This is a genomic window from Oceanobacillus sp. CFH 90083 (assembly GCF_009389585.1).
GTDB lineage: Bacteria > Bacillota > Bacilli > Bacillales > Amphibacillaceae > Oceanobacillus.
Genome location: NZ_VIYG01000001.1, coordinates 269,701 through 295,479, shown reverse-complemented (window position 1 = coordinate 295,479; position 25,779 = coordinate 269,701). Strand labels below are relative to the sequence as shown.

Genomic DNA, 25,779 nt, shown 5'->3' with positions numbered 1-25,779 from the left:
TTTAAAAATGATTAGTCCTGTATATAAACTGTAAATTCAATTTGCTTTAGACGGCGATGGACAGATTCAAGGCATTCACAATCCGCACCTTCTAATTGCTGGAGTGCTTCTGCTACTATTCCAGCTTCTAAGCGGAAATCGGTCTCAATGTTTGATTTTAATTTCGTAACAATAGCATCTGATAAAAGGTAAAATGTTTTTACTTTCTTTTTATCCTTTACCAGATCCAAAACACCAAGCCCCATTTTCTCAAAAAATAAGCTCAGATCTTCCAGACTATTAAATTCAAATTTACGGGCTAAGTTTCTTCCTAAAAAATAGAGTAAGGTTTCTTTTTCTTCTCCAAACAGCTCCGGTAAGCCGACATATCGTAAAATATCATATCCCGCACCATCACTATATAATTGTCCTAATTCATTTATATCTAATTTTTGATTACCGCCGTTCTTTGACACTACTTTCATCCTTTCTTTCACACCTCGTCCATGTTAAATGTCTATGGTTATTATGTATTGTTGACAGTTGATTAGCAAGTATTGAAACCAACATATTTTAAATTTAAATGTATGTTCAAAAAGTTATTTTGGCCGGGCTTTTGGAACACTCTCTTTAAAAAAGCTTGTTTACAAGATTATCATTGAATGAATTCGTAAACGAAGTTAAATATCTCTATAATAATAACATTACCTGCGATTTTTCTAAATCTTTTTCTAGATTTTTAGGGGGATTTTTTGTTTTATCTTCTATTTCTGTTTGAAAAATTGCGTGTATGATAGAGAAATGTCCTGCCATTAATTCTTTTTCTTTATCCGGTAAATGCCAGGTGAAATACCTCTTTATTTTCTTTAAGAAGGTAGTTGGGAATTCTTGACGCTTTACACTGTAAGAAGTACAATAAGAATTGTTATTGACTGTACTGTAAAAAATAAATTTTAATATTTTTGTAAAGCGCTTTATTTTTTATAGTATACATAAGTTTAGAAACTATCTTTAAAAAAGGGGGGTAAACATGGCAGAGCAACGTGAGTTCTTCTTTAGAAGACTACATTCGCTACTGGGAGTTGTGCCTATTGGTATTTTCCTGGTACAGCATCTATTTATCAATCATCTTGCTGTGTATGGGGAAGAAGCATTTAATGCGGCAGCCGGGTTTATGCACGAATTACCATTTGTATTGTTGCTGGAGACATTCGTAATCTATTTACCAATTCTGTTCCATGCAATTCTGGGTGTTTATATTGTCTTTACATCCAGATACAGTACACGCCGTTATGGTTTTTTCCGCAACTGGATGTTCGCATTACAACGGTTTACCGGAATTATTCTTGTTATCTTCATTGCATGGCACGTATTTGAAACACGGGTTCAGGTTGCTTTAGGGAATGCAGATGTAAATTATAGCCTGATGGAAGGGATTCTGTCCAGTACGCCAATGTTTTGGTTTTATGTGGTCGGAGTAATCTCGGCTGTATTCCATTTCGCAAATGGATTATGGAGCTTCCTGGTAACATGGGGAATTACACAAACTCCAAAATCACAGCGCATTTCTACGTATGTGTGTCTGGCTGTGTTCTTGGCAGTCAGCTATTTAGGAATAAGATCATTACTTGCATTCGCGTATGGCGTTTAAATGGTAATGGAATGAAAGAGGGAGTGAGCTAACGGATGAGTAGTAATCGGAAAGTTGCTGTAGTCGGCGGTGGTTTAGCCGGTTTGATGGCTACAATCAAAGCTGCTGAAGCAGGAGTAAAAGTAGATTTATTTTCTATCGTACCTGTAAAACGTTCTCACTCTGTGTGTGCACAAGGCGGTATCAATGGAGCTGTTAATACAAAAGGAGAAGGAGATTCTCCAGATTTGCATTTTGACGATACAGTTTATGGCGGAGATTTTCTCGCCAATCAACCGCAAGTAAAAGCAATGTGTGATGCTGCACCGGGTATTATACATATGTTTGATCGTATGGGGGTTATGTTTAACCGTACACCGGAAGGATTATTAGATTTCCGACGTTTTGGCGGTACGCAGATGCACCGTACGGCATATGCAGGGGCAACGACAGGTCAACAATTATTATACGCATTAGATGAGCAGGTTCGCCGCTATGAAGTAGAAGGGCTTGTCACTAAATTTGAAGGCTGGGAATTCCTTGAGGCAGTAATTGATGATAATGGTGTCGGCAAAGGAATTGTGGCACAAAATGTAAAAACACATGAAATTAAGGCATTTCGTTCAGATGCAACGATCTTTGCAACTGGAGGACCTGGAATTATTTTTGGTAAATCAACAAACTCGATGATTAACACAGGCTCTGCTGCAAGTAAGCTCTACTTGCAAGGCGCGAAGTATGCTAACGGTGAATTTATTCAAATTCATCCGACTGCTATTCCTGGAGATGATAAGCTCCGGTTAATGAGTGAATCAGCCCGTGGAGAAGGCGGACGGGTTTGGACTTATAAAGATGGAGAGCCGTGGTATTTCTTAGAGGAAAAGTATCCGGCATATGGTAACCTTGTACCTCGTGATATCGCTACACGTGAAATTTTTGATGTATGTGTGAATCAAAAACTTGGTATTAATGGCGAAAATATGGTTTATCTGGATTTATCTCATAAAGATCCAAAAGAGCTGGATATTAAGCTTGGAGGAATTATTGAAATTTATGAGAAATTTGTTGGTGAAGACCCGCGTAAGGTTCCAATGAAAATCTTCCCTGCTGTACATTATTCGATGGGTGGCTTATGGGTTGATGAAAAACAAATGACAAGCATTCCTGGAATTTTTGCTGCTGGTGAGTGTGACTATTCTCAGCATGGCGGAAATCGTCTGGGTGCGAATTCCTTGTTGTCTGCAATTTATGGCGGTATGGTTGCCGGTCCAAGTGCCATTGAATATATTGACGGACTGGATGAGCATGTGGAGGAGCTTCCGGATGAACTCTATCAATCTCGTGAAGAAGCAGAAAAGAGTGACTTTGATAAGCTGATGAATATGCAGGGAACTGAAAATGCATATCAAATTCATAAAGAACTTGGAGAGTGGATGACAGACAATGTAACAGTTGTTCGCGAAAATGAAAAGTTGCTAAAAACAGATAAGAAAATCGTTGAATTGATGGAGCGTTGGGAAAATATCAATATTAATGATACATCCCGCTGGAGCAATCAAGGCGTTATGTTTACCCGTCAATTAAAGCATATGCTGCAATTAGCCCGTGTGATTACAATTGGTGCTTATAATAGAAATGAGAGCCGTGGTGCGCATTATAAACCGGAATTCCCGGAACGTAATGATGAGGAATGGTTAAAAACAACGATTGCTGAATATGATGCTAAAAAGAATGAGCCTGTATTTAGCTATGAAGAAGTGGATGTTTCCCTGATTCCGCCTCGAAAACGAGATTATACAACTAAACATTAGAAAGGAGTAAACGAAATGGCTGAGCAAAGTAAAGTTACTTTTATTATAACTAGACAAGACGGCCCGGATGCTGCTCCTTATGAGGAAACATTTGAGGTACCTTATAGACAGAATATGAATGTTATTTCTGCTTTAATGGAAATCCGAAAAAATCCTGTAAACAGTAAAGGAGAGCAAACTACACCTGTCATGTGGGATATGAACTGCTTAGAGGAAGTTTGCGGTGCCTGCTCGATGGTTATTAATGGAACGGCGAGACAGTCCTGTGCAGCACTAGTTGATCAGCTGGAACAGCCAATCCGTTTAGAGCCAATGTCTACTTTCCCGGTTATCCGTGACCTTATTATCGACCGGGAGCGCATGTTTGATGCTTTAAAACAAGTAAAAGCATGGATTCCGATTGATGGAACGCATGATCTGGGTCCTGGACCGCGTATGCCGGAGAATAAACGTCAGTGGGCGTATGAATTATCGAAATGTATGACGTGCGGTGTTTGCCTGGAAGCTTGTCCAAATGTAAATGACAGTTCGAATTTCATTGGTCCTGCTGCTATTTCCCAGGCACGTTTGTTTAATGCTCACCCAACTGGTGAAATGAATGCCAGTGACCGTTTGAACGGTTTAATGGAAGCTGGGGGAATTGATGGCTGCGGAAACTCTCAGAACTGTGTTCAAGTTTGTCCAAAAGGGATTCCTTTGACAACTTCTATTGCAGCAATGAACCGTGCTACCAATATTCAAGCATTTAAAAACTTCTTTGGAAGTGACACAGCACTTTAATGTATGACCTAATAGAAAAACCCTAGCCATTTTATCTGGTCAGGGTTTTTCTTAATTAAGTGATGGAAACGCTTAAAAAACAGACGGACAGCAAGTATAAAATATGTACAAGAGAGGTAATCGTTGTATGAGCCGTATTTCTTATATTGAAAATTTTTCAGCATGGGAGAAAGAATTCTCCTTTTATGTTCCGATATCGATTCGATTTTCCGAAACAGATATGTATGGTCATGTGAATAATATTTCACCTTTTATTTATTTTGAAGAAGCACGTATCGCTTATTTAAATAGTATTGGATTTTTATCAAAGGATATGCGCCAAAAAGATGGGATTGTTGTTGCTGATTTACAGTGTAACTACCTGAAGGAGCTTTATTTTGGCGATATTATTCGTGTTTATGTGAAAACAGCCTCAGTTGGTACTACTTCTTTTGATATTCATTATAAAGTTATGAAGGAGGATGAGATTGTTCTGACAGCACGGGGCAGGCTGGTTTATATGGATACGGAGAAGAAAGCGCCAAAAAAACTATCCGCTGAATTAAAGGAAAAGTTAATGGATAGATAATTTGTAATCCACAATGTATTACAAAGTTTCATATAAAGAAAGCCACCCTATTTTTCACGATGACTTCTATATCTTGTTCTTTAGCATTAGCAGCGTGTTCATTGCTAAATCAGCCAAAGACTAGTTGTGGTTGTACTATCAAAGACCTTTTTGAAAAGCTTGAATAAGCTAAATAACGTTCAGCGTAAATGTGTATTTTTCCTTTGAACATGGATTTGCAGTGAAATAAAATAGTCTGAGCTTATTTTTCAAAAGCTCAGACTTACACAGCACCCTTATATAGCCCTAGATTTTTCCTGTAAGGAATGACGATAAATAATACAATTGCATGGTGAGCACAATGTCTAAAAACCTCACCAATAAACGCATGACTTAGCTTGAGTTCAAAACAATAATCAAATAGAAAAAGAAAATAAATGTATTTTGATCTCGAATGACACCTGGCTTATCGATTTCTCCTTTAGGTGTATTTACAGCTTTAATTCGCCCATGCGAAGCAATTCGACAACAGCCTGTGAACGGCCTTTTACCCCTAGTTTTTGCATCGCGTTTGAAATGTGATTCCTTACAGTTTTTTCTGAGATGAATAGCTCTTGGGCAATCTCTTTTGTTGTTTTATCTTGTACTAATAGTTCAAACACTTCTTTCTCGCGTTTGGTCAGTAGCTGCTTCGGTTTATACCCATTATCCTTCAAATGTTACCCCCTCCTTGCTTTATAGAACTGCATCATGAAGGGAATTTATTTAGTCGATATAGCTTATGAAGATTGAAACAAAAGAGTGCGTACATTTTTAGAAGGGGTTTGTATTTAAAACAGCTTTTCTTTAAAAAAGTTTTCAAGAAACGATTTTTAGTTTACTATGTATTACAAGTATATAATAAATGCCTTTACCATAGACGCTGTATTGTGCGTGTTAAAATACTTGGAATGGATTTTATTTTAGGGGGTAGCAAGTTGGAAAAAAATAAAGAAGTAGAAGCTGTTAATAAAATGGAGAAGCAATTAAGATATATTTCCGGCATGATTAAACAAAATGGACGGAAAATTTTACATCATTATCCGATTACTTCTCCGCAGTTTGTTGCTTTGCAATGGCTGCTGGAGGAAGGTGATTTGACAGTTGGTGAGTTGTCCAATCGGATTAGCCATGCATTTAGTACCACCACAGATTTAGTTGATCGATTAGAGAAAAATGACTTAGTAGAACGTGTTCGTGATACAAATGACCGTCGTGTGGTAAGAATCCATCTATTGGAAAAAGGAAAGCATATTATTGAAGAGGTTATTCAAAAAAGGCAGGAATATTTGCGGGATGTTTTATCTCCATTTTCAGATGAGCAGAAAGAAACATTAAATGAGCTGTTGAGCTTCCTACATGATGAAATGAAACAAGTTAACGAAAAGTAAAGAAGAATAAAGGGAGAGAGAACTTTGAAACAGCCAATTGGTGTAATCGATTCAGGTGTAGGCGGGTTAACGGTTGTTCATGAACTAATGCGGCAGCTGCCTAAAGAACCGCTTATTTACTTAGGAGATACAGAAAGATGTCCGTATGGACCAAGAACCGAAGAGGAAGTAAAACAATTTACTTGGGAAATGGTTCGTTTTTTACTTAAAAAACATATAAAAATGCTTGTGATAGCCTGTAATACGGCAACAGCATTTACAATAAAGGAATTACAAGAAAATCTGGATATCCCTGTTATTGGCGTGATTAAGCCCGGTGCAAGGGCGGCGATTAAGTCAACAGAGAGTAACTATATCGGTATTGTTGGAACAGAAGGGACGGTGCGAAGTGGAGCATACAGTCATGCACTTCGTCAAATTAAGTCTGATATTGAGGTTATTTCTTTAGCCTGTCCCCTGTTTGTTCCAATGGTGGAAAAAGGGATACTGGATGGTCCGGAAGCAAAACAAGTAGTAGAAACAACATTAGTGCCGATTCTAAAGCATGATAGAATGGATACCTTAATTTTGGGCTGTACCCATTATCCATTATTAAAAGATATCATTCAACAGGTTGTCGGTCATGATATTACTGTTATTTCTTCCAGTGAAGAGACGGCCAGAGAAACGAGTACAACCTTGGATATTCACCAAATTGCGAATGATGATGACTGGATGCCTCCCCATGAATTTTATGCGACAGGAGATTTGAATATATTTATTGAAATCACACAAAGAATATTTAAGGATGGTAATTTTGAGGTTCTAACGATTAAGCATGCAGACTTGAAAGATATTTAGAGCCATTCGCTCGCTTCTGTACTGCAATGGAAATTAATCTCCATTGCAGTACAGGAGTTTTTTATAGAAAAATTTCGGATATCCGGTTTCGTTTCCCGCAGTATAAAGCTGTGTCTTTTATCGTATCCAATGAATTAGAAGTTTATTAATAAACAATCTAATTCATGGTCTATTTCTTGAGGTGGGCTCGTATGATTAATAGTACAAACCATCTTGGGAGGTAGTTGCATGAGTAAAAAGATAATCCGAATAATAGGAGCTTTTGGAATATTAGTCTTGTTGGCAGGATGCTTTAAAGGAGAGCAGTCATCAAAAGAGGTAGATCCTCCGCAAAATGCAGAAGCAGTAAACGGTGAAGAGACGGTAGATGAAGAAACAGTGGATGGGGAAGATACTGCAGCTACTCCTGTGGAAGCAGAAGATACGGTTTCCAGAGAGTTGTATTTAATTGATTCAAATGGGATGGTTGCTTCGCAAATGGTTGAACTTCCTGTTCCTGAAGCAAATCAAGTGGCACAGCAAGTAATGGAATATATGGTTAAAGGTGGTCCAATAACACCGATGCTGCCAAACGGCTTCCAAGCGGTACTACCAGAGGACACGGAAATTCTCGGTATTGACCTTCAGGAGGATGGCACGATTATCGTAGATTTATCAGGTGAATTTTCTGATTATGAGGCAGCATCAGAACTTCCTATTTTAGAAGCTGTTACGCATACCTTGACACAATTTGATAATGTTCATAAAGTCAAGCTCCGGGTAGAAGGAGTTGATTTAAAAGAAATGCCTGTAAATGGTACACCGATTAATAATGGATATACGCGGGCAAATGGAATTAACCTGACAAATAATGATACATTGGATTATTTTAATAGCAGTCCTGTAACGATGTTTTACCCGGTAGAGCGGGAAAATAATCGCTATTATGTTCCTGTGACGCAGTATGTAGAGATGGAAGATGAAAATGATTTGGAAGGTATTGTCAATGAGCTGATAGATGGTCCCGGATATCAAAATGATGTGGTAAATGTATTTAGTCCGGAAGCTGCTTTAACTGCAGAGCCGGTTATAAAAGAAGGCGTCGCTCATCTAACTTTCAATGAAGGCATTCTGATGGATGCCGAGCAAAATATTATTTCAGATGAAGTGATGGAGACAATGGTCAGAACCTTAACACAGCAGTCGAACATTGATGCAGTTAATGTACAGGTTGAAAATGTGGATGAAGTATTTAATGAAAATGGGGAACCTTATTCTGAACCGGTATCTGCACAATTGTTTACACCAAGTGAAGAATTATAACCGAATCATATATACCCTGTAGCATCTAATGCGTGATTTAATCACGCATTAGATGCTTTTTTATTTAACAATACAATTTGATAATACATCATTCTTTTCATTGCATTCTCATGTTTCTTTTTTAGAAAATATGATAAGCTATGTAATGTGAAATAAGGAGGAAGTCGAATGGAAAGACACGATAATAGAAAAGAAAACGAGTTACGAACAATAAAAATAACACCAGGTTATATTACACATCCGGAAGGGTCTGTTTTGATTGAAATGGGTCAGACAAAGGTGATTTGTAATGCAAGTATTGAAGATAGAGTACCGCCATTTATGAGAGGGCAGGGAAAAGGCTGGATTACAGCGGAATATGCGATGCTGCCGCGTGCAACAGAACAACGTAATATTCGGGAATCTTCAAAAGGAAAAGTAAGCGGGAGAACAATGGAGATTCAGCGCCTGATTGGACGTGCGTTACGCTCTGTCGTTGATCTATCAAAAATCGGTGAACGGACAATCTGGATTGATTGTGATGTTATCCAGGCAGATGGAGGAACAAGAACTGCTTCCATCACTGGTGCGTATGTTGCTATGGTAATGGCGCTACATCAGCTTGTTGAAAAGGAACTGCTTAAGGAGCTTCCAGTAACAGATTACTTAGCAGCCATTTCTGTTGGTGTATTACCAGATGGAAAAGAAGTACTGGATTTAGATTATCAGGAGGACAGTACAGCTGATGTCGATATGAATATTGTTATGACTGGAAAAGGTGAATTTGTAGAGCTTCAAGGAACTGGAGAGGAAGCTACGTTTAGTGTGAATCAATTACAGGCAATGCTTCGTTTAGGGGAACAAGGTATTAATGAGTTAATCAGCCAACAGAAAGAAACACTTGGCTCTATCACAGATTTGGTTAACCAAGACTGATTTCATTAGGGGAGGTACCATGAAGAAAATTATTATTGCAACCAAAAACAAAGGAAAAGTAAAAGAATTTAGATCTTTTTTTGCTCCGTATGATATTGAAGTTGTGTCCTTGCTTGATTTAGATGAGGAAGTTCCAGATATTGAAGAAACAGGAGACAGCTTTGTGGAGAATGCAGCGATAAAAGCAGAGCAGATTTCCAATCTGTTTCAGCAGCCAGTGCTTGCGGATGATTCGGGACTTGTAATTGACAGCTTAGATGGAAGACCAGGGATTTATTCGGCACGTTATGCAGGAGAGCCAACAGATGATCAGGCAAATATGGATAAAGTGCTGAAGGAAATGCAAGATATTCCTGAAGAAGAACGCGGTGCCCGATTTGTTTGTGTTTTAGCCATTGCTCACCCTGGTGAAGAGCCTATGTTTGTAACGGGCTATTGTGAAGGGCGTATTCAAACAGAACAGAGTGGAGAAAATGGTTTTGGCTATGATCCTATTTTTGTGCCGGCAGGGTATAAGAAAACAATGGCAGAGCTTGATCCAATTGAAAAAAATCAAATAAGTCACCGGAAGAAAGCTATGAAACAATTGGAAAATAAAATACATTTGCTGTAAATAAGGAAGAGAGGGAGTATAATGACAAGCGTACTGATTACAAGTGACAGTCATGGATTAACGAAAGAACTGAATGAGATTACAAAAAGACATAGTGTAGATTTATACATTCATTGCGGTGATTCTGAACTGGATTTTGATGCAGCAGAGCTAAGTGCTTTTTATAAAGTAGGCGGGAATTGTGATTTTGATTCTCTCTATCCAGATCAGGAAGTATTCGATTTAGATGAGCTGCGTTTTTTTGTAACACATGGCCATCTGCATCAGGTAAAAGGAAGCTTAACTAATCTATCCTACGCAGCTGAGGAATATAAAGCAAATGTGGTATGCTTTGGTCATACGCATATTGCAGGCGCTGAAAAAATTGGCGCTCAGTTATTTATTAATCCGGGAAGTATTCGTATGCCCAGAAATCGTGTTGAGAAAACCTATGCTATTTTAAGCTGGGAAAACACTAATCAAGTACTGGTAGACTTCTACACGTTAAAAGGTCGGAAAGTAGAAGATATGACCTATCGGACATCTTTATAAAAGATCATAAAAGCAGATCCTATTTTGGATATGGGGTCTGCTTTTAAAGGTCGTTTTTTTCTTTGTACAAAGGGAATTTAATCTCTTTGAGAAAGCTTAAAATAAAATTAAAAAATCTGTTGACAAATACTTCTATCCAACATATAATATTACTTGTCCGTTAAAAACGGCGTACATAATGGCTACGGCAATTGCGGGTGTAGTTTAATGGTAAAACCTCAGCCTTCCAAGCTGATGACGAGGGTTCGATTCCCTTCACCCGCTCCATCTTGTCCCAGTAGCTCAGCTGGATAGAGCAACAGCCTTCTAAGCTGTGGGTCGCAGGTTCGAATCCTGCCTGGGACGTAAATAGACAAAAAACTCAAACCCTTGCATATCAAGGATTTGAGTTTTTTTGTCTGTGGCGTACGATGCACTCACACATTTTGCTTACCTCACTCTGGAGTAATTCCCCTTTGATAAAAATGAAACCTCGAAGAAAAAATGCAGGATCAAAGGTAGTCCTGATGATAGTTCATCTTTTCGCAATTTTATTACATGAGAGAATAAAAAAATGTATAATAAATTTATCTGTTAATATAGACCCTGTCCATTTTTAACGGTAACATGATAAGAGGATATTAGTATGTGGGATAAACGCTTTAAAATTCAGCCCCGAATAAAAAGTTTAAATAATAAAGATTAGGGAATAACAGATTTAGACTTCAAGCATATTTTGGGCAAGCCAGAATAGAGGTGAACAAATGAAAGATAGTACAAAAATCATTTTATTTCCGAATACCAAAAAGCAGCTGGAAGAGGAAGGGCTGCATGCTTTAAAGGAAAAGAGATATAAAGAAGCATTAGATAAATTAAACTGTCTCATTGCATATCATGAAGGAAGTCATGAAATCTACATTGGTAAATTAATGTGTTTGATGGAATTAGGAAATTATAAAGACGCTGAACGGCTCAGTGAAGAACTTCTGGCCAAAAAGGATGCACATTATTATCATTACTTCCATATTTATTTAACGATTCTTTTTCAAACAAGCCAATATCAGCATTTGATGGATTTGTTAGAAATAGAGTTTGAACATAATATGATTCCTGACATGCTTCAGGAACCTTTTCAGCAGCTATACGAGATGAGCGGCAATATGAAAATCGGAATTGATGAAGATAATGCTATAGGCTTTGCGAAAGAGCTGAAGGAAGCAGTAAGAGAGAATGATTACCTGAAGCAATGGAATCTGATCGACAATCTTCGGCGAATACAGGCAGATCCAAACGAGGAGAATATCCGGATGCTGGAAAACCCTCAGGTGCATCCGGTTATAAAAACAGCTCTGTTAGAATGGTTTAAGGAATCAGGTGTAGAAAGATCAGTCCACATACATAAGTTTGAAACAAAAATGATGATGCAGCCGTCTGAACTGAGCCGGATCTCTAAGGAAAAAACGTACATAGCTATCATGAAAGAATTAGAAAAACGTGCAGAAGCTAATCCTACTTTACTAAATATGATTGGACAGCTAGTATATCGTTATTTTTACGTAACCTATCCGTTTACACCAAAAGAAAGTGATATACTTATCTTTGCAGAAGCAGTCTATCTGCTTGGAAATGATTATTTGCAGATGGATACCCGGCAAGAGGAAATGGATAATGCGGCAGAAGCCTGGACGGAATCTATAAAAATTTGCAACTCTCTTTATTTAAGTATTATTGAAGAGTAGTAAAATGCTTGAAACACGAAAGATATGTGTTATAATGAGGTGGTTGTAAATTAGGAAAAATGATTAATCAAATGAATAATGAAATACAATGATAGATTTGATTTTTGGAGGGAATAATAATGACAACAAAATGGGAAAAACAAGAAGGAAACAAAGGAGTATTAACGTTTGAAGTATCCGTAGAAGATTTCGATCAAGCGTTAGACCAAGCTTTTAAGAAAGTATCGAAGGATGTTCAAATTCCTGGATTTCGTAAAGGGAAAATTCCTCGCGGTCTTTTTGAAAAACGTTTTGGTGTAGAATCTTTATATCAAGATGCAGTGGATATTGTACTTCCAGGTGCTTATTCTGAAGCGGTGGATGAAGCGAATATTTTCCCAATTGCACAACCTTCTATTGATATTGACCAGATTGAAAAAGGGCAGCCGCTTGTTTTCACTGCTGAAGTAGAAGTGAAGCCAGAGGTGAAGCTTGGTGAATATAAAGGGTTAGAAGTAGAAGAAAAATCTGTAGAAGTAACGGATGAAGATGTAGACCAGGAAATTGAAAATCTTCGCGAACGTCAAGCAGAATTAGTTGTAAAAGAAGATAGTGAAATTGAAGATGGCGATACGGCTGTCATCGATTTTGAAGGCTTCAAGGATGGGGAAGCTTTTGAAGGCGGACAAGGTGAAAATCATTCATTGGAAATTGGTTCCGGTCAATTCATTCCAGGTTTTGAAGAGCAGTTAATCGGTAAAAAAGCTGGCGATGAAACAGAAGTTAAAGTAACCTTCCCTGAAGAGTACCATGCAGAAGATTTAGCAGGTCAAGAAGCTGTATTTAAAGTGAAAATTCATGAAGTAAAAGCAAAAGAATTGCCAGAGCTTGATGATGAATTTGCTAAAGATGTAGATGAAGATGTAGAAACACTTGATGAATTAAAAACGAAAAAACGCGAAGAACTTGAAAACAGCAAAAAACAGCAAGCTGAAAATGAAAAACGCGAAGAACTGCTTCAACAAGCTTCAGACAATATCGAAGTAGATATTCCTGATGCGATGGTAGATACCGAAGTAAACCAAATGGTTCGCGAATTTGAACAACAGCTTCAAATGCAAGGTATGACCCTGGAAATGTACAGCCAATTCTCAGGACAAGACGAAGATGCGTTAAAAGAGCAAATGCGTGCTGATGCTGAAAAACGTGTGAAAACAAATCTTACTTTAGAAGCAATCGCTGAGGCAGAAGATCTTACAGCTACGCAAGAAGATATTGATGCAGAGCTTGAAAAAATGAGCTCTACGTATGGTGTCGAAAAAGAACAGCTTGTACAAATGCTCGGCGGCTCAACAGAAACATTAGAAAATGATTTGAAAATGCGTGCGGCAATTGACTTCTTAGCAGAAAACAGCAAAACAAAATAAGATAATTATTAAACAAATAGAAAAGACAAGGTGCGCTAAAATTCGTGCCTTGTCTTTCCTGTTAATTAAAGCAGAGTCGTAAAATGAATCCTTTTGTCAAAGATTAGATGTATTAAGCAGTTGCAGATGCTCTGCAGATAGAATTGCAAATAGTTGACATTTAAAAGAATTAATGCATACTGGAATGACAGACTTATCATACAATTGCTTATGGAAGTGCAGAAGAGGATGCTCAAAAAGCCCCCAAATGATAAATGGCAAGTGAATGAACTTCTTGCTTCTATTTTGGTTACTTTTTGAACACGTATAAAAAGGTAAATTATTTTGTATTTCCATATGTATCTGATATGATGAATTATAAAGCTGACTGCTAATCGGTAATGACACAAGAAAAGGTTGCTGGAATGATGTAAGCTGAATGTTCCCGGCCAAATGATTTTTTGTGAAGAGAACGAAGAAGTTCAAATGATGGCAGCTGGTTCAGGTGTTATATATGTAATGACTGTGTTGAGAAAGTCTAGAGAGATTGTTGAGGAAGGCGGCGAAAAGTAATGTTTAAATTTAATGAAGAAAAGGGACAATTAAAATGTTCTTTTTGTGGCAAAAGCCAAGAGCAGGTCCGGAAGCTGGTAGCTGGCCCTGGCGTATATATATGTGATGAATGTATTGAATTATGTACAGAAATTGTTGAGGAAGAGCTTGGTACAGAAGAAGGTATGGAAATGAATGAGATTCCAAAGCCCAAAGAAATCTGTGATATCCTTGATGATTATGTTATCGGGCAGGATAAAGCAAAGAGAAATCTTTCTGTTGCGGTGTATAACCATTACAAACGTGTAAACTCAGGTATGCAAAATGGTGATGTAGAAATTTCGAAAAGTAATATTGCAATGATTGGCCCGACAGGCAGCGGTAAAACACTCTTAGCTCAAACATTAGCAAGAATTATTAATGTACCATTTGCAATGGCAGATGCAACATCATTAACAGAAGCAGGGTATGTAGGAGAAGATGTGGAAAACATTCTTCTTAAATTGATTCAATCTGCAGACTACGATGTAGAAAAAGCAGAAAAAGGAATTATTTACATTGATGAGATTGATAAAGTAGCCAGAAAATCTGAAAATCCTTCTATTACAAGAGATGTATCTGGAGAGGGTGTACAGCAGGCGCTTTTAAAAATTCTTGAAGGTACCGTAGCAAGTGTTCCTCCTCAAGGCGGAAGAAAACATCCGCATCAGGAGTTCATTCAAATCGATACAACAAATATTCTCTTTATCGTCGGCGGAGCATTTGACGGAATTGATCAAGTAATTAAACGTCGTATTGGTAAAAAAGTTATTGGCTTTGGTGCCAATGAAGAGCAGGAAGAGCTGGATACTGCACAGCTGTTAGCCAAAGTCCTTCCGGAAGATTTATTACGCTATGGTCTTATCCCGGAATTTATCGGGCGTATCCCGGTAATCGGCAGCCTTACTCCATTGGATGAGGATGCACTTATTGAAATTCTGACCAAGCCAAAAAATGCACTGGTCAAGCAATATCAAAAGCTGTTTGAAATCGATAATGTAGAGCTGGAATTTGAGGAAGATGCACTTACGGAAATTGCTAAAAAAGCAATTGAACGGAAAACAGGTGCACGTGGTCTTCGCTCTATCATAGAAGGCATCATTGTAGATGTTATGTTTGATCTTCCTTCTAGAGAAGATGTGGAAAAATGCGTCATTACAAAGGATACTGTTATTCAAGAAAATGGCAGTCCAAAACTGATTTTTCAGGATGGAACCATTCAAGAAGGAAACGAAAAATTACCAAAAGAAAGTGCATAATTAAAAATAAATAAAGGAATGAAGAATGCAGATTCTAAGCAGGATCTGCATTCTTCCTCTTTTTTTACTTTAGGAAGGTTTATGTTATGCAATAAAGTACAACAGCCAGGATGTCCAAGTATCAACACTTCCCACTTAATGTGGTCTTGCTCAATCGATGAAAGCGTAACGAAAGCTATCTGCGCCTTTCAGGGTTAGCTTGCTCGGTTTTCCTTAGTCAATAAAGGCTATTATTTTTTTAAAACGAGTATAGTTACTCATAGATGTCTGTATACTTGTTCATAATAAAAGAAGACATGATGTGTTTACATTTTGATGATTTTTTTTTACACTGAGAAAGAGCCTTACAGAGAAAAATAATTAATAAAAGAAAACAGGGGGTGAATGTATGACAGCAAACTATTTAAAAATGCCGCTGCTGCCTTTGCGGGGATTAATTGTATTTCCGTCCATGGTACTGCACCTTGATGTTGGCAGAGATAAGTCTATTGCTTCATTAGAACAAGCTATGTTAGCTGATCAATACATATTTTTAGCTTCACAAAAGAAAATGAATTCAGATGATCCAAGTGCTGATGATATATACCATATCGGAACGGTTGCAAAAATAAAACAAATTACAAAGCTGCCGAATGGAACACAGAGAGTACTTGTTGAAGGATTTTATCGGGCAGAGGTTGTCCGCTATCTGGAAGAAGAAGAATACTTTATTGCAGAGGTAGAGGAAAAAGAAGATATTGTCGGAGATGCGTATGAAACAGAAGCTCTAATGCGTACGTTACTTGAACAATTCCAGCAATACATAAAAGTTTCCCGGAAATTAACGGAGGAAACATTTGAAACAGTTGGAGATATAGATAACCCGGGTCGATTAGCAGATATGATTACCTCTCATCTTTCTTTAAAGTTAAATGATAAGCAGGAAATATTAGAATGCTTCGATGTGACAGAAAGAATACATAAACTCTTAAGTATTATTGCTGATGAGCGGAAAATTTTATCCATTGAAAAGAAAATTGGACAAAAGATTAAAACGTCGATGGAAAAAACACAAAAAGAATATTATTTAAGAGAGCAGTTGAAGGTTATACAAAAGGAATTGGGTGACCGTGATGGAAGAACTGGCGATTTAGAGCAGCTCCGGACAAAAATTGAACAGTCCGATATGCCTGAGAGAATTACCAATGTTGCAATGAAAGAGCTGAGCCGTTATGAAAAAGTGCCGCAGTCATCAGCAGAAAGCTCTGTCATCCGGACTTATATTGAATGGCTTGTTGCGCTTCCTTGGCAAACGAAAACAGAAGATAATATCCAAATGAAAAAAGCGGAAAAAGTATTAAATGCTGATCACTATGGATTGGAAAAAGTAAAGGAACGCATCCTGGAATATTTAGCGGTTCAAAAGCTGACCAATACAATAAAGGGTCCTATTCTATGTTTAGTTGGACCGCCTGGAGTTGGGAAAACTTCTTTAGCGAAATCTATTGCTGGGGCGATTGACCGGAATTTTGTCCGTGTTTCTTTAGGCGGAGTTCGTGATGAAGCGGAAATTCGCGGTCATCGCCGGACTTATATTGGAGCAATGCCGGGGAGGATCATGCAAGGTATGCGGCGGGCAGAAACGATTAATCCCGTATTTCTATTAGATGAAATCGAGAAAATGTCAAATGATTTTCGAGGGGATCCATCTTCTGCCATGCTGGAGGTTTTAGACCCGGAGCAAAATCATACCTTCAGTGATCATTATATTGAAGAGACCTATGATTTATCCAATGTATTATTTATTGCTACAGCAAATAATGTTAATAGCATTCCAGGGCCGCTGCTTGACCGGATGGAATTAATCTCGATACCCGGATATACAGAGGTTGAAAAATTGCATATTGCAAAGCGTCATCTCTTACCGAAGCAAATTAATGAACATGGACTTTCAAAGCGTAAAATACAGATTCGTGAGTCTGCTATTATGAAGCTGATCCGGACGTATACCAGAGAAGCAGGTGTCCGTGGTTTAGAAAGACAAATTGCAACACTTTGCAGGAAAGCAGCCAAGGAACTGGTTTCTGACGAGGCTAAGGATCGAATTATTATTACCGATCGAATCGTTGAAGAATATTTAGGTAAGCCGATATATCGTTATGGATTAATTGAAGAGGAAAATCAAATTGGTGCTGCCACAGGACTTGCATACACAGCGGCAGGCGGCGATATTTTATCGATTGAAGTGACCCATTATCCTGGAAAAGGAAATTTAAAGCTTACTGGTAAACTCGGTGGAGTTATGCAGGAATCGGCACAGGCTGCCTTTAGCTATGTACGTTCTCGTACACAGCAATTGGATATTGAAGCTGACTTCTATGAAAAATATGATATTCATATTCATGTTCCTGCTGGTGCTACACCAAAAGATGGTCCTTCAGCTGGCATCACGATTGCTACTGCACTTGTATCCTCATTGACAGGGTGTCCTATCAAAAGAGAAGTTGGGATGACTGGTGAAATTACACTTCGCGGTCGTGTTTTACCTATTGGAGGATTAAAGGAAAAAGCATTAAGTGCACATCGTGCCGGGGTGACAACGATTATTTTACCTGCGGATAATGAAAAGGATATAGAAGATATTCCGGAAAGTGTCCGGGAAGGACTTCAGTTTATCCCGGTAAAGCACTTAGATGAAGTATTAGAAATTGCATTAGAAAAAGGGGGCGAGCAATATGAAAGTTAATCAGGCAGAAATTGTTATCAGTGCTGTCAGCGAGAAGCAATATCCAGAAGAACAATATCCTGAATTTGCATTGGCAGGCCGCTCGAATGTTGGGAAATCCTCCTTAATTAACAAATTAATTAACCGAAAAAACCTGGCAAGGACTTCCTCCAAACCAGGAAAAACACAAACATTGAATTTTTATTTGATTAATGAATCCATTTATTTTGTCGATGTCCCGGGTTATGGCTATGCGCAAGTGTCTAAAAAGGAACGAGCAAAATGGGGCGGTATGATGGAGGAATATTTTAAAAACAGAGAATCGCTTCGGGCTGTTATTCTGATTACAGATTTACGTCATGAGCCAACAGCTGATGATGTACAGATGTATGATTATTTAAAATTCTTTGAGCTGCCGGTCATTGTGATTGGAACTAAACTGGATAAAATTGCAAAAACAAAACAGTATAAGCATATTAAGCGCTCTAAAAAGGTCCTTGAAATGGATCCGGATGATATCTTTATTCCTTTTTCAGCCGAAACTGGAGAGGGGAAAGATGCAGTCTGGGGAGCAATAAAATCCTTTATATAGAGATACAAGAGGGTGCGGTTAAAAGCAGAAGCTTCTAACCGCACCCTTATTTACGTTTTAGCATAATAATACCTAAAAGGATAAGCAGAATCGGCCAAAAACGCTCTAAAAATGAAACAATCGGTGCAAGCCAGCTTGTATATATAGACAGCTGTTCTGCAAAAAGAAAAATTAAACCTAGCAGAATGGAGGAAGCACCTAAGAAAAATCCTTTCTTCGTTTTGGTATAACGAACGATAAAGGAAAGACCGATAATAATTAAATAAATAGACCAATCATCAATCCAAAAGGGATACTGTTTTACGCCATGCAGATGGATACCAACACCAAACAGTAATGTGCCTATAAACAAATTCTGATATGTTTTTGTTGTATAACTGTGAGCAATGATCCCAAGCCCAATCACAATCAGTAAAGATTGCCATGAGTAAAGGTCTACAAAAAACGGAATGCGCAGCTCCCGGAGCAAAAGAAAAACACCAATTCCGATACACAGATAAGCAAGCAGCGAATGCTTTCTTTTCATTGAAGTTCCTCCTTTCATGCCTGTCATCTACCTAATGTTAAACTACTATGTAATTGTAAGAACAATCCTCATTAGAAAGATCAAGAAAATCGCTTGGTCTTTAAGCATATTTAAAGTGCAAAAAAGCGAGTTCCTTGCTATAAAAGATTAGTTATGTTACATTACAGTCGGAATAAGTTGTTGTGGCGAGCGTATTTTAATTCACTTGAATGAATTATTGTTTTTATACATATTCTTATGTAACGTACGAATTGTTTCAGATTCTGTTCACATTTTAGCACGAAATGGATTTTATAGCATGTTATAATGATTATTAGTTAATAATAATAAAAGATAAGAACTATTTTATCATAGTGGGGGTAGTACTGTGCATATTTTAAAGGTTGGTTTTAATTACAAAACAACCCCTGTAGAAATTAGGGAAAAATTCACATTTAATGAAGAACAACTGACTGAAGCAATGATTGCATTAAAGAATCAGAAAAGTATTCTTGAAGATGTCATTGTTTCAACGTGCAATCGGACGGAAGTATATGCAGTTGTAGACCAGCTCCATACCGGGAGATACTATATAAAGCAATTTTTAGCAGATTGGTTTGGAGAGGACAAAGAAATATTTTCAACCTATCTGCATATTACAGAGAATGATGGTGCAATGGAGCATTTATTTCGGGTAACAACCGGGCTTGACTCTATGGTGCTTGGAGAAACACAAATTCTTGGACAGCTGAAACAAGCTTTTTCCAAAGGGCAGCAAGTAAATACAACAGGTACTATATTCAATGAATTGTTTAAACAAGCTATTACATTTGGAAAACGAATGCATAAAGAAACAGGTATTGCTGAGCATGCTGTTTCCATCAGCTATGCAGCTGTGGAATTAGCAAAGGAGAAGTTTGGAGACTTAACGGATAAGCATGTTGCTATTTTAGGTGCTGGAAAAATGGGCGAGTTGGCAGCAAAGAATATTCAAGGTGCCGGTGTAAAAGAAATTACTGTCATTAATCGCACACAAGAAAAAGCAAAAAGGATGGCTGATAAATTTGAAGCCAAGATTGCGGGAATGGATGAATTATCCTTTATACTTGAAGAAGCTGATATATTAATCAGTTCTACTGGATCAGAGTCTGTTATTTTATCCAAACAAGATATTGAAAAGGTACGAAAGAAACGTCAGGACAAAGAATTATTCTTAATAGACATTGCTGTTCCCCGGGATATTGATCCGGAAATCGCCGGGGTGGATCAGGTTGCTTTATATGATATTGATCACTTGCAGCATATTGTAGATGATAATTTAGAGTCCAGAAAAGCAGCAGCCGGACAAATTGAATTATCCATTGAAGAGGAAATTGTTCAATTTAAGGAATGGATGAAAACACTTGGGGTTGTTCCTGTTATATCTGCGCTTAGACAAAAAGCATTATCTATTCAATCGGAGACAATGAAAAGTATCGAACGGAAAATACCGAGCTTAACAGAACGTGAGAAAAAAGTACTTAATAAGCATACAAAAAGTATTATTAATCAGCTATTGAAAGAGCCGATTACGCAAGCAAAGGAATTGGCAGGTACGGAGCAGGCAGATGAGGCATTGCAGCTATTTGTTGATATTTTTGGAATTGAGAATGAGGTAAGAGAGGAGCTTGAGAAACAAATGAGAAAAAAGGAGACATCAACCCAATTTACTCAAGAGGATATTGCATCTTTTCCAGCAGTGGAGCAGGTACCAACTGCTTAATTGAAGTAATTCCTTTATCCTACATCATTCATATCCAACCAGGAGGTCATTTCATCACTTTCTGGTTGCTTTTTATTGTAAAAGAATTGCGAAACCCTAAAGAAGAATCAAGGAGGAGACATCATGCGAAAAATTATGGTTGGTTCCAGAAAGAGTAATTTAGCGATTACACAAACGAAATGGGTTATTGAACAGTTGAAAAAAGCTGGTGTAAACAATGAATTTGAGATAAAAAAGATTGTTACCAAGGGAGATCAAATTCTTGATGTAACGTTATCAAAAGTTGGCGGAAAAGGTCTTTTTGTGAAAGAAATTGAAAAAGCGCTGTTTGACAAAGAGATTGACTTTGCTGTCCACAGTATGAAGGACATGCCGTCTACACTTCCAGAAGGACTGGAAATTTCCTCTATTCCTGTCAGGGAAGATCACCGCGACGCTTATATTGCGAAAAATAATGTGAAATTAGCAGACCTTCGTGAAGGTTCAATTGTTGGAACGAGCAGCTTACGCAGAGGTGCACAAATTCTTGCTGCCAGGCCGGATTTAAAAATTAAATGGATCCGCGGCAATGTAGAAACGCGTATCCGCAAGTTAAATGAAGAGGATTATGATGCGATTATTTTAGCTGTATCCGGCTTGAAGCGTGTCGGTTTAAGTGAGAATCTGATTACAGAGTACTTGGACCCGGAAATTTGTGTGCCTGCTGTAGGACAAGGGGCGCTGGCGATTGAAAGCCGTGCAGATGATTTGGAATTAAAAGAAATTGTTCAAAAGATTCATGATGAATATACAGCAAAAACGGTATTAGCAGAACGTACTTTTCTGCATTTATTAGAAGGCGGCTGTCAGGTTCCTATTGGAGGTTATGCTTATTTAGATGGCGAGGAAATTGTATTAACTGCCTTAGTAGGTACACCGGATGGAAAAACAATTTTGAAAGAAGTGGTTCGTGGAGACGATCCAGTTCGAGTTGGCAGAGAAGCTGCTGAGCTATTAGGGAAACAAGGTGCTAAGGAAATTGTGGAACGTGTGAAAGAGGAGATGGAGTAATCATGGGGGAGCCGCTTCGTGGGGAGCGCATTTTAATTACGAGAGAAGAAACAAAAGCTGCTGAGATGGCAGAGAAGGTCTCTAAGCTGGGGGGAAGCCCAGTTGTCGTCCCGATGATTGAAATAAATGATGTAGAGAAGCCTGAAAATAAAATAATTCTGGAGCGCCTTTCCAGTTTTGAGTGGGTATTTATAACAAGTGCAAATGGTGTACAGGCCTTTTTTCAACTGCTCCAACAACATCATAAAAAACTTCCACAAGGATTACAGTTCGGCATTGTTGGAAAGAAGACAGAGGAAGTATTAGAAGCATACGGTTATACTGCCTCTTTTGTCCCGTCATCTTTTGATGCGCTGACGATGGCAGAAGAATTTACGTCATTTCATACCACAGATAAACCTGTGTTGTTAATTCGAGGCAATTTATCTCGACAGATTCTGCCAGAAAAACTGCGAGAAGCACAGATTCCTTATGAAACGTTAGAGGTATATGAGACAATATACTGTACAGAATCCAAGCAGGAGCTTAACAATGTGCTTTCGACCATAGATTATATAACGTTTACAAGCCCATCAACCATAGATGCATTTGTGACTTTGGCAGAGTACATTCCCGATAAGGCAATGTATATTTGCATCGGTAAAACAACGAGCGAAAGGGCAAAGGAGTTAGGTATTCCTAATTTATATACATCTGATCCATATACAACAGATGCAATGCTGCATTTGATTACTGAGTTAGCGAATGAAAGGAAGATGAATCATGAGTGAATTCATATTTGACAGACATAGACGTTTGCGTTCATCGGCTTCGATGCGCGCGCTTGTCCAAGAAACACATTTAAGGGTGACTGATTTTATTTATCCGATATTTGTTATTGAGGGGGAGGATATCCGGAATGAAGTTCCTTCTATGCCGGGAGTGTACCAGCTTTCTTTTGACCATTTGTTAACAGAAGTGGAGGAAGCTTATCAATTGGGAATTCGTTCCCTTATTTTATTTGGTGTTGTTGCAGAAAAGGATGAAATTGGCTCAGAAGCTTTTCATGATCATGGAATTATTCAGGAAGCAACAAGGATGGTAAAACAAGCATACCCGGAAATGCTTGTTGTTGCAGATACCTGCTTATGCGAATATACTTCACATGGCCATTGCGGTGTGATTGAAAATGGTGATGTATCGAATGATGCTTCTCTGGAGCTGTTAGCCAAAACGGCTGTTTCTCAGGCGCAAGCAGGTGCTGATATTATCGCGCCTTCCAATATGATGGACGGCTTTGTAACGGTTATCCGCCATGCTCTGGATGAAGCTGGCTTTGACCATATTCCGATTATGTCCTATGCAGTGAAATACGCATCAGCTTACTATGGTCCTTTTCGTGATGCAGCAGACAGCACACCGCAATTTGGTGACCGGAAGACTTATCAGATGAACCCTGCCAATCGTTTAGAGGCAATCCGTGAGGCAACATCTGATATTAAAGAAGGAGCTGATTTCTTGATTGTCAAACCGAGCCTGTCCTATATGGACATTATGCGCGAGGTAAGAAATCGTTTTGATGTTCCTGTTGTTGCGTATAATGTAAGCGGAGAGTATGCCATGATTAAAGCGGCTGCTTTAAATGGCTGGGTGGATGAGAAAAAACTTGTTACAGAAACACTGTTATCCATGAAACGTGCAGGTGCAGACTTAATTATTACCTATTTTGCAAAAGATGTGGCAAAATGGTTGCAGGAAGAGAATTAAAAGGAGGAAGAGCATGGTAAATACAAAGTCAGTAGATGCTTATAAAGAAGCCGTTGATTTAATGCCCGGCGGAGTAAATTCTCCGGTCCGAGCGTTTAAATCAGTTGGATTAGATCCAATTTTTATGGAAAAAGGAAAAGGCTCTAAAATTACCGACATTGATGGTAATTCCTATATTGATTATGTATTAAGCTGGGGGCCGTTAATTTTAGGACATGCGGATGAACGTGTTACGAACAGCTTAAAAGAAGTTGTTGAGAAGGGGACAAGCTTTGGAGCGCCTTCGCTGTTAGAAAATAAACTGGCAAAGCTCGTTATCGATCGTGTGCCATCGATTGAAATGGTAAGAATGGTAAACTCCGGAACAGAAGCAACAATGAGTGCAATTCGTCTGGCACGCGGTTATACAAACAGAGATTTAATTATTAAATTTGAAGGAAGCTACCACGGTCATGGAGATTCCCTGCTGATTAAAGCTGGTTCTGGTGTTGCAACGCTTGGTTTGCCAGATAGTCCCGGTGTTCCTGCAAATATCGCGAAGAATACGATTACGGTTCCTTACAATGATATAAACAGCTTAAAACTGGCTTTTGAACACTATGGAGACCAAATTGCAGCTGTCATTATGGAACCGGTGTGCGGGAACATGGGAGTTGTGCCTCCAAAAGAAGGATTCTTACAAGAGGTAAGGAAAATAACAGAACAAAATGGTTCTCTGCTTATCTTTGATGAGGTGATGTCAGGTTTCCGTGTAGGCTACTATAGTGCGCAGGGACATTTTGATGTAACGCCTGATTTAACTTGTCTTGGTAAAGTAATCGGCGGCGGTCTTCCTGTCGGCGCTTATGGTGGAAAACGTGAAATTGTCGAGCAGATTGCTCCAACTGGCCCCATTTATCAGGCAGGTACGTTATCTGGTAATCCATTAGCGATGACAGCAGGCTATGAATCTTTAGCTTCCTTGACAGAAGCCTCTTACGTGCAAATGAACAAGAAGGTTGATCGACTGATAGAAGGGTTCCGCCAGGCGGCTGATAAATATGATATACCACTTCATATTAATCGTGCCGGGTCCATGGTTGGTGTCTTCTTCACGGATCAGGAAGTGGTTGACTTTGAAACAGCACAATCCTCTAATTTAGATTATTTTGCGCAATACTATCGCACGATGATTGAAGAAGGTGTATTTTTGCCGCCATCTCAATTTGAGGGATTATTCTTATCTACTGCCCATTCAGATGAAGATATTGAAAAGACGATTGAAGCTGTGCATACTGCTTTTTCTAAGATTGAAAAGTAACTAGATAGTAATGTTTACAGCTCTGATAAACCGAAAGCCCAAATATTGTATTTGGGTTTTTTATGGATTGATTTGTGTTTTTGAAAGAAAAAAATTGATAAAATGAAATATCAAAGATAGTATTACGTAAGAAACTGCTTTTTGCAATACTGTTTTCCATCAACGATGACCAAATTGAATGACTTCCAAAACATGCTTAACGGAGGATACGTTTATGTTGTTTCAAAACGGTAAGCTGACCGTTCGTGAATTAGAACAAAAAGATAATCATTTTTTAGCAAAGTGGCTGTCTGATCCCTATGTTCTTCAATTTTATGAAGGCAGGGATAATCCATTTCATTTACAAAAAGTAAATGAAAAATTTTATACTCCACAAGAGGATTTAATCAGATGTCTGATAAAGTTTGAAAATATGGAAATAGGATATATTCAATTTTATCAATTAGATAAAAGTATGAGAGAAAATTATGGTTATCCTAATGATGAAGAGGTTATCTACGGAATGGATCAATTCATAGGTGAAACAAAATATTGGAACAAAGGTATTGGCGAAACTCTAATTAAGTCCATGGTTGATTATTTGGTAAATAAAAGACATGCCGATAAAGTGGTTATGGATCCGCAGACATGGAATAAAAGAGCTCTTCGCTGTTATGAGAAATGTGGTTTTAAAAAAATAAAATTACTTCCTGAGCATGAGCTTCACGAAGGTGAATATCGGGATAGCTGGTTAATTGAATATCAAAAACCGGAGTAGCGTATCTCCCAGTAAGCTATTTAAGCCTGTCA

The 25,779-nt window shown here is 38.2% G+C and carries 24 protein-coding genes and 2 tRNA genes; 23 read left to right on the top strand and 3 right to left on the bottom strand.

Annotated features, from left to right (window positions below):
- Positions 1-11 precede the first annotated feature (11 nt).
- Positions 12-464 (bottom strand): DUF2507 domain-containing protein, encoded by a 453-nt coding sequence (locus FLK20_RS01490; protein WP_152654787.1) that lies wholly within the window; start codon positions 462-464, stop codon positions 12-14.
- 545 nt (positions 465-1,009) lie between these two features.
- On the opposite strand from FLK20_RS01490, the gene FLK20_RS01485 reads away from it, so the two are divergent.
- The 4 genes from FLK20_RS01485 (at position 1,010) to FLK20_RS01470 (ending at position 4,768) form a co-directional block, all read left to right on the top strand.
- Positions 1,010-1,630 (top strand): succinate dehydrogenase cytochrome b558 subunit, encoded by a 621-nt coding sequence (locus FLK20_RS01485; RefSeq protein WP_152654786.1) that lies wholly within the window; start codon positions 1,010-1,012, stop codon positions 1,628-1,630.
- Between the two features lie 35 nt (positions 1,631-1,665).
- Positions 1,666-3,420 carry a succinate dehydrogenase flavoprotein subunit gene (sdhA, locus tag FLK20_RS01480; protein WP_152654785.1) on the top strand — a complete coding sequence of 585 codons (1,755 nt, stop codon included), beginning with the start codon at positions 1,666-1,668 and terminating at the stop codon, positions 3,418-3,420.
- Positions 3,421-3,435: 15 nt separating this feature from the next.
- A complete protein-coding gene (sdhB, locus tag FLK20_RS01475) occupies positions 3,436-4,200 on the top strand; it encodes a succinate dehydrogenase iron-sulfur subunit (protein ID WP_152654784.1) in 765 nt (254 codons plus the stop codon).
- Positions 4,201-4,327: 127 nt separating this feature from the next.
- The gene (locus FLK20_RS01470; RefSeq protein ID WP_152654783.1) at positions 4,328-4,768 is read left to right on the top strand and encodes an acyl-CoA thioesterase; all 441 of its coding nucleotides are present in this window, start codon (positions 4,328-4,330) and stop codon (positions 4,766-4,768) included.
- A gap of 470 nt (positions 4,769-5,238) precedes the next feature.
- Here FLK20_RS01470 and FLK20_RS01465 read toward each other — a convergent pair whose 3' ends face one another.
- Positions 5,239-5,463: a helix-turn-helix domain-containing protein gene (locus FLK20_RS01465; RefSeq protein ID WP_040981732.1), complete on the bottom strand. Its 225-nt coding sequence runs from the start codon at positions 5,461-5,463 to the stop codon at positions 5,239-5,241.
- A gap of 297 nt (positions 5,464-5,760) precedes the next feature.
- Here FLK20_RS01465 and FLK20_RS01460 point away from each other — a divergent pair, with 297 nt between their 5' ends.
- From FLK20_RS01460 to yihA, 13 genes are all read left to right on the top strand, one after another.
- Complete coding sequence (locus FLK20_RS01460; protein ID WP_370453151.1) at positions 5,761-6,177, top strand: MarR family winged helix-turn-helix transcriptional regulator; 417 nt, start codon at positions 5,761-5,763, stop codon at positions 6,175-6,177.
- A 24-nt stretch (positions 6,178-6,201) separates the two neighbouring features.
- Positions 6,202-7,017 carry a glutamate racemase gene (gene racE, locus FLK20_RS01455; protein ID WP_152654781.1) on the top strand — a complete coding sequence of 272 codons (816 nt, stop codon included), beginning with the start codon at positions 6,202-6,204 and terminating at the stop codon, positions 7,015-7,017.
- A 228-nt stretch (positions 7,018-7,245) separates the two neighbouring features.
- The gene (locus FLK20_RS01450; RefSeq protein ID WP_152654780.1) at positions 7,246-8,319 is read left to right on the top strand and encodes a GerMN domain-containing protein; all 1,074 of its coding nucleotides are present in this window, start codon (positions 7,246-7,248) and stop codon (positions 8,317-8,319) included.
- Between the two features lie 168 nt (positions 8,320-8,487).
- Entirely contained in the window at positions 8,488-9,234 is a 747-nt protein-coding gene (gene rph / locus FLK20_RS01445; RefSeq protein WP_152654779.1) for a ribonuclease PH, read from the top strand.
- A 19-nt stretch (positions 9,235-9,253) separates the two neighbouring features.
- On the top strand, positions 9,254-9,847 hold the full coding sequence (locus FLK20_RS01440) for an XTP/dITP diphosphatase (protein ID WP_152654778.1): 594 nt from the start codon (positions 9,254-9,256) through the stop codon (positions 9,845-9,847).
- 21 nt (positions 9,848-9,868) lie between these two features.
- Positions 9,869-10,378, top strand: a complete 510-nt coding sequence (locus tag FLK20_RS01435) for a metallophosphoesterase family protein (RefSeq protein ID WP_152654777.1) — start codon at positions 9,869-9,871, stop codon at positions 10,376-10,378.
- A gap of 193 nt (positions 10,379-10,571) precedes the next feature.
- Positions 10,572-10,645 (top strand) — tRNA-Gly (locus FLK20_RS01430).
- 4 nt (positions 10,646-10,649) lie between these two features.
- A tRNA-Arg gene (locus tag FLK20_RS01425) sits at positions 10,650-10,723 on the top strand.
- Between the two features lie 398 nt (positions 10,724-11,121).
- Complete coding sequence (locus tag FLK20_RS01420; RefSeq protein ID WP_152654776.1) at positions 11,122-12,096, top strand: tetratricopeptide repeat protein; 975 nt, start codon at positions 11,122-11,124, stop codon at positions 12,094-12,096.
- A gap of 119 nt (positions 12,097-12,215) precedes the next feature.
- Positions 12,216-13,502, top strand: a complete 1,287-nt coding sequence (gene tig, locus FLK20_RS01415) for a trigger factor (RefSeq protein WP_152654775.1) — start codon at positions 12,216-12,218, stop codon at positions 13,500-13,502.
- Between the two features lie 551 nt (positions 13,503-14,053).
- Entirely contained in the window at positions 14,054-15,331 is a 1,278-nt protein-coding gene (gene clpX / locus FLK20_RS01410) for an ATP-dependent protease ATP-binding subunit ClpX (RefSeq protein WP_152654774.1), read from the top strand.
- 388 nt (positions 15,332-15,719) lie between these two features.
- Positions 15,720-18,056, top strand: a complete 2,337-nt coding sequence (gene lon / locus FLK20_RS01405; protein ID WP_152654773.1) for an endopeptidase La — start codon at positions 15,720-15,722, stop codon at positions 18,054-18,056.
- Positions 18,046-18,627, top strand: coding sequence for a ribosome biogenesis GTP-binding protein YihA/YsxC (yihA, locus tag FLK20_RS01400; protein WP_152654772.1), 582 nt, complete (start codon positions 18,046-18,048; stop codon positions 18,625-18,627). The genes lon and yihA overlap by 11 nt, the downstream gene beginning before the upstream one ends.
- 46 nt (positions 18,628-18,673) lie before the next feature.
- Here the strand turns inward: yihA and FLK20_RS01395 are convergent, their stop codons facing one another.
- A complete protein-coding gene (locus FLK20_RS01395; protein WP_152654771.1) occupies positions 18,674-19,153 on the bottom strand; it encodes a LiaF transmembrane domain-containing protein in 480 nt (159 codons plus the stop codon).
- 367 nt (positions 19,154-19,520) lie between these two features.
- Here FLK20_RS01395 and hemA point away from each other — a divergent pair, with 367 nt between their 5' ends.
- From hemA to FLK20_RS01365, 6 genes are all read left to right on the top strand, one after another.
- A complete protein-coding gene (gene hemA, locus FLK20_RS01390; RefSeq protein ID WP_152654770.1) occupies positions 19,521-20,894 on the top strand; it encodes a glutamyl-tRNA reductase in 1,374 nt (457 codons plus the stop codon).
- Positions 20,895-21,017: 123 nt separating this feature from the next.
- Positions 21,018-21,944 (top strand): hydroxymethylbilane synthase, encoded by a 927-nt coding sequence (hemC, locus tag FLK20_RS01385; RefSeq protein ID WP_152654769.1) that lies wholly within the window; start codon positions 21,018-21,020, stop codon positions 21,942-21,944.
- 2 nt (positions 21,945-21,946) lie between these two features.
- The gene (locus tag FLK20_RS01380; protein ID WP_152654768.1) at positions 21,947-22,714 is read left to right on the top strand and encodes a uroporphyrinogen-III synthase; all 768 of its coding nucleotides are present in this window, start codon (positions 21,947-21,949) and stop codon (positions 22,712-22,714) included.
- Positions 22,707-23,690: a porphobilinogen synthase gene (gene hemB, locus FLK20_RS01375; RefSeq protein ID WP_152654767.1), complete on the top strand. Its 984-nt coding sequence runs from the start codon at positions 22,707-22,709 to the stop codon at positions 23,688-23,690. The genes FLK20_RS01380 and hemB overlap by 8 nt, the downstream gene beginning before the upstream one ends.
- Positions 23,691-23,703: 13 nt before the next feature.
- Complete coding sequence (gene hemL, locus FLK20_RS01370) at positions 23,704-24,990, top strand: glutamate-1-semialdehyde 2,1-aminomutase (protein WP_152654766.1); 1,287 nt, start codon at positions 23,704-23,706, stop codon at positions 24,988-24,990.
- 214 nt (positions 24,991-25,204) lie between these two features.
- Complete coding sequence (locus FLK20_RS01365) at positions 25,205-25,747, top strand: GNAT family N-acetyltransferase (RefSeq protein ID WP_152654765.1); 543 nt, start codon at positions 25,205-25,207, stop codon at positions 25,745-25,747.
- Positions 25,748-25,779: the final 32 nt, after the last annotated feature.

Bases quoted from the DNA above. Each gene is read 5' to 3' on its own strand.
- FLK20_RS01435 (WP_152654777.1), top strand. From the start codon at position 9,869: ATGACAAGCGTACTGATTACAAGTGACAGTCATGGATTAACGAAAGAA.
- FLK20_RS01365 (WP_152654765.1), top strand. From the start codon at position 25,205: ATGTTGTTTCAAAACGGTAAGCTGACCGTTCGTGAATTAGAACAAAAA.
- FLK20_RS01470 (WP_152654783.1), top strand. From the start codon at position 4,328: ATGAGCCGTATTTCTTATATTGAAAATTTTTCAGCATGGGAGAAAGAA.
- hemC (WP_152654769.1), top strand. From the start codon at position 21,018: ATGCGAAAAATTATGGTTGGTTCCAGAAAGAGTAATTTAGCGATTACA.
- FLK20_RS01380 (WP_152654768.1), top strand. From the start codon at position 21,947: ATGGGGGAGCCGCTTCGTGGGGAGCGCATTTTAATTACGAGAGAAGAA.
- FLK20_RS01490 (WP_152654787.1), bottom strand. From the start codon at position 464: ATGAAAGTAGTGTCAAAGAACGGCGGTAATCAAAAATTAGATATAAAT.
- yihA (WP_152654772.1), top strand. From the start codon at position 18,046: ATGAAAGTTAATCAGGCAGAAATTGTTATCAGTGCTGTCAGCGAGAAG.
- FLK20_RS01460 (WP_370453151.1), top strand. From the start codon at position 5,761: ATGGAGAAGCAATTAAGATATATTTCCGGCATGATTAAACAAAATGGA.
- lon (WP_152654773.1), top strand. From the start codon at position 15,720: ATGACAGCAAACTATTTAAAAATGCCGCTGCTGCCTTTGCGGGGATTA.
- hemL (WP_152654766.1), top strand. From the start codon at position 23,704: ATGGTAAATACAAAGTCAGTAGATGCTTATAAAGAAGCCGTTGATTTA.
- clpX (WP_152654774.1), top strand. From the start codon at position 14,054: ATGTTTAAATTTAATGAAGAAAAGGGACAATTAAAATGTTCTTTTTGT.
- sdhA (WP_152654785.1), top strand. From the start codon at position 1,666: ATGAGTAGTAATCGGAAAGTTGCTGTAGTCGGCGGTGGTTTAGCCGGT.
- sdhB (WP_152654784.1), top strand. From the start codon at position 3,436: ATGGCTGAGCAAAGTAAAGTTACTTTTATTATAACTAGACAAGACGGC.
- FLK20_RS01440 (WP_152654778.1), top strand. From the start codon at position 9,254: ATGAAGAAAATTATTATTGCAACCAAAAACAAAGGAAAAGTAAAAGAA.
- tig (WP_152654775.1), top strand. From the start codon at position 12,216: ATGACAACAAAATGGGAAAAACAAGAAGGAAACAAAGGAGTATTAACG.
- FLK20_RS01450 (WP_152654780.1), top strand. From the start codon at position 7,246: ATGAGTAAAAAGATAATCCGAATAATAGGAGCTTTTGGAATATTAGTC.
- FLK20_RS01485 (WP_152654786.1), top strand. From the start codon at position 1,010: ATGGCAGAGCAACGTGAGTTCTTCTTTAGAAGACTACATTCGCTACTG.
- FLK20_RS01395 (WP_152654771.1), bottom strand. From the start codon at position 19,153: ATGAAAAGAAAGCATTCGCTGCTTGCTTATCTGTGTATCGGAATTGGT.
- hemB (WP_152654767.1), top strand. From the start codon at position 22,707: ATGAGTGAATTCATATTTGACAGACATAGACGTTTGCGTTCATCGGCT.
- FLK20_RS01420 (WP_152654776.1), top strand. From the start codon at position 11,122: ATGAAAGATAGTACAAAAATCATTTTATTTCCGAATACCAAAAAGCAG.
- rph (WP_152654779.1), top strand. From the start codon at position 8,488: ATGGAAAGACACGATAATAGAAAAGAAAACGAGTTACGAACAATAAAA.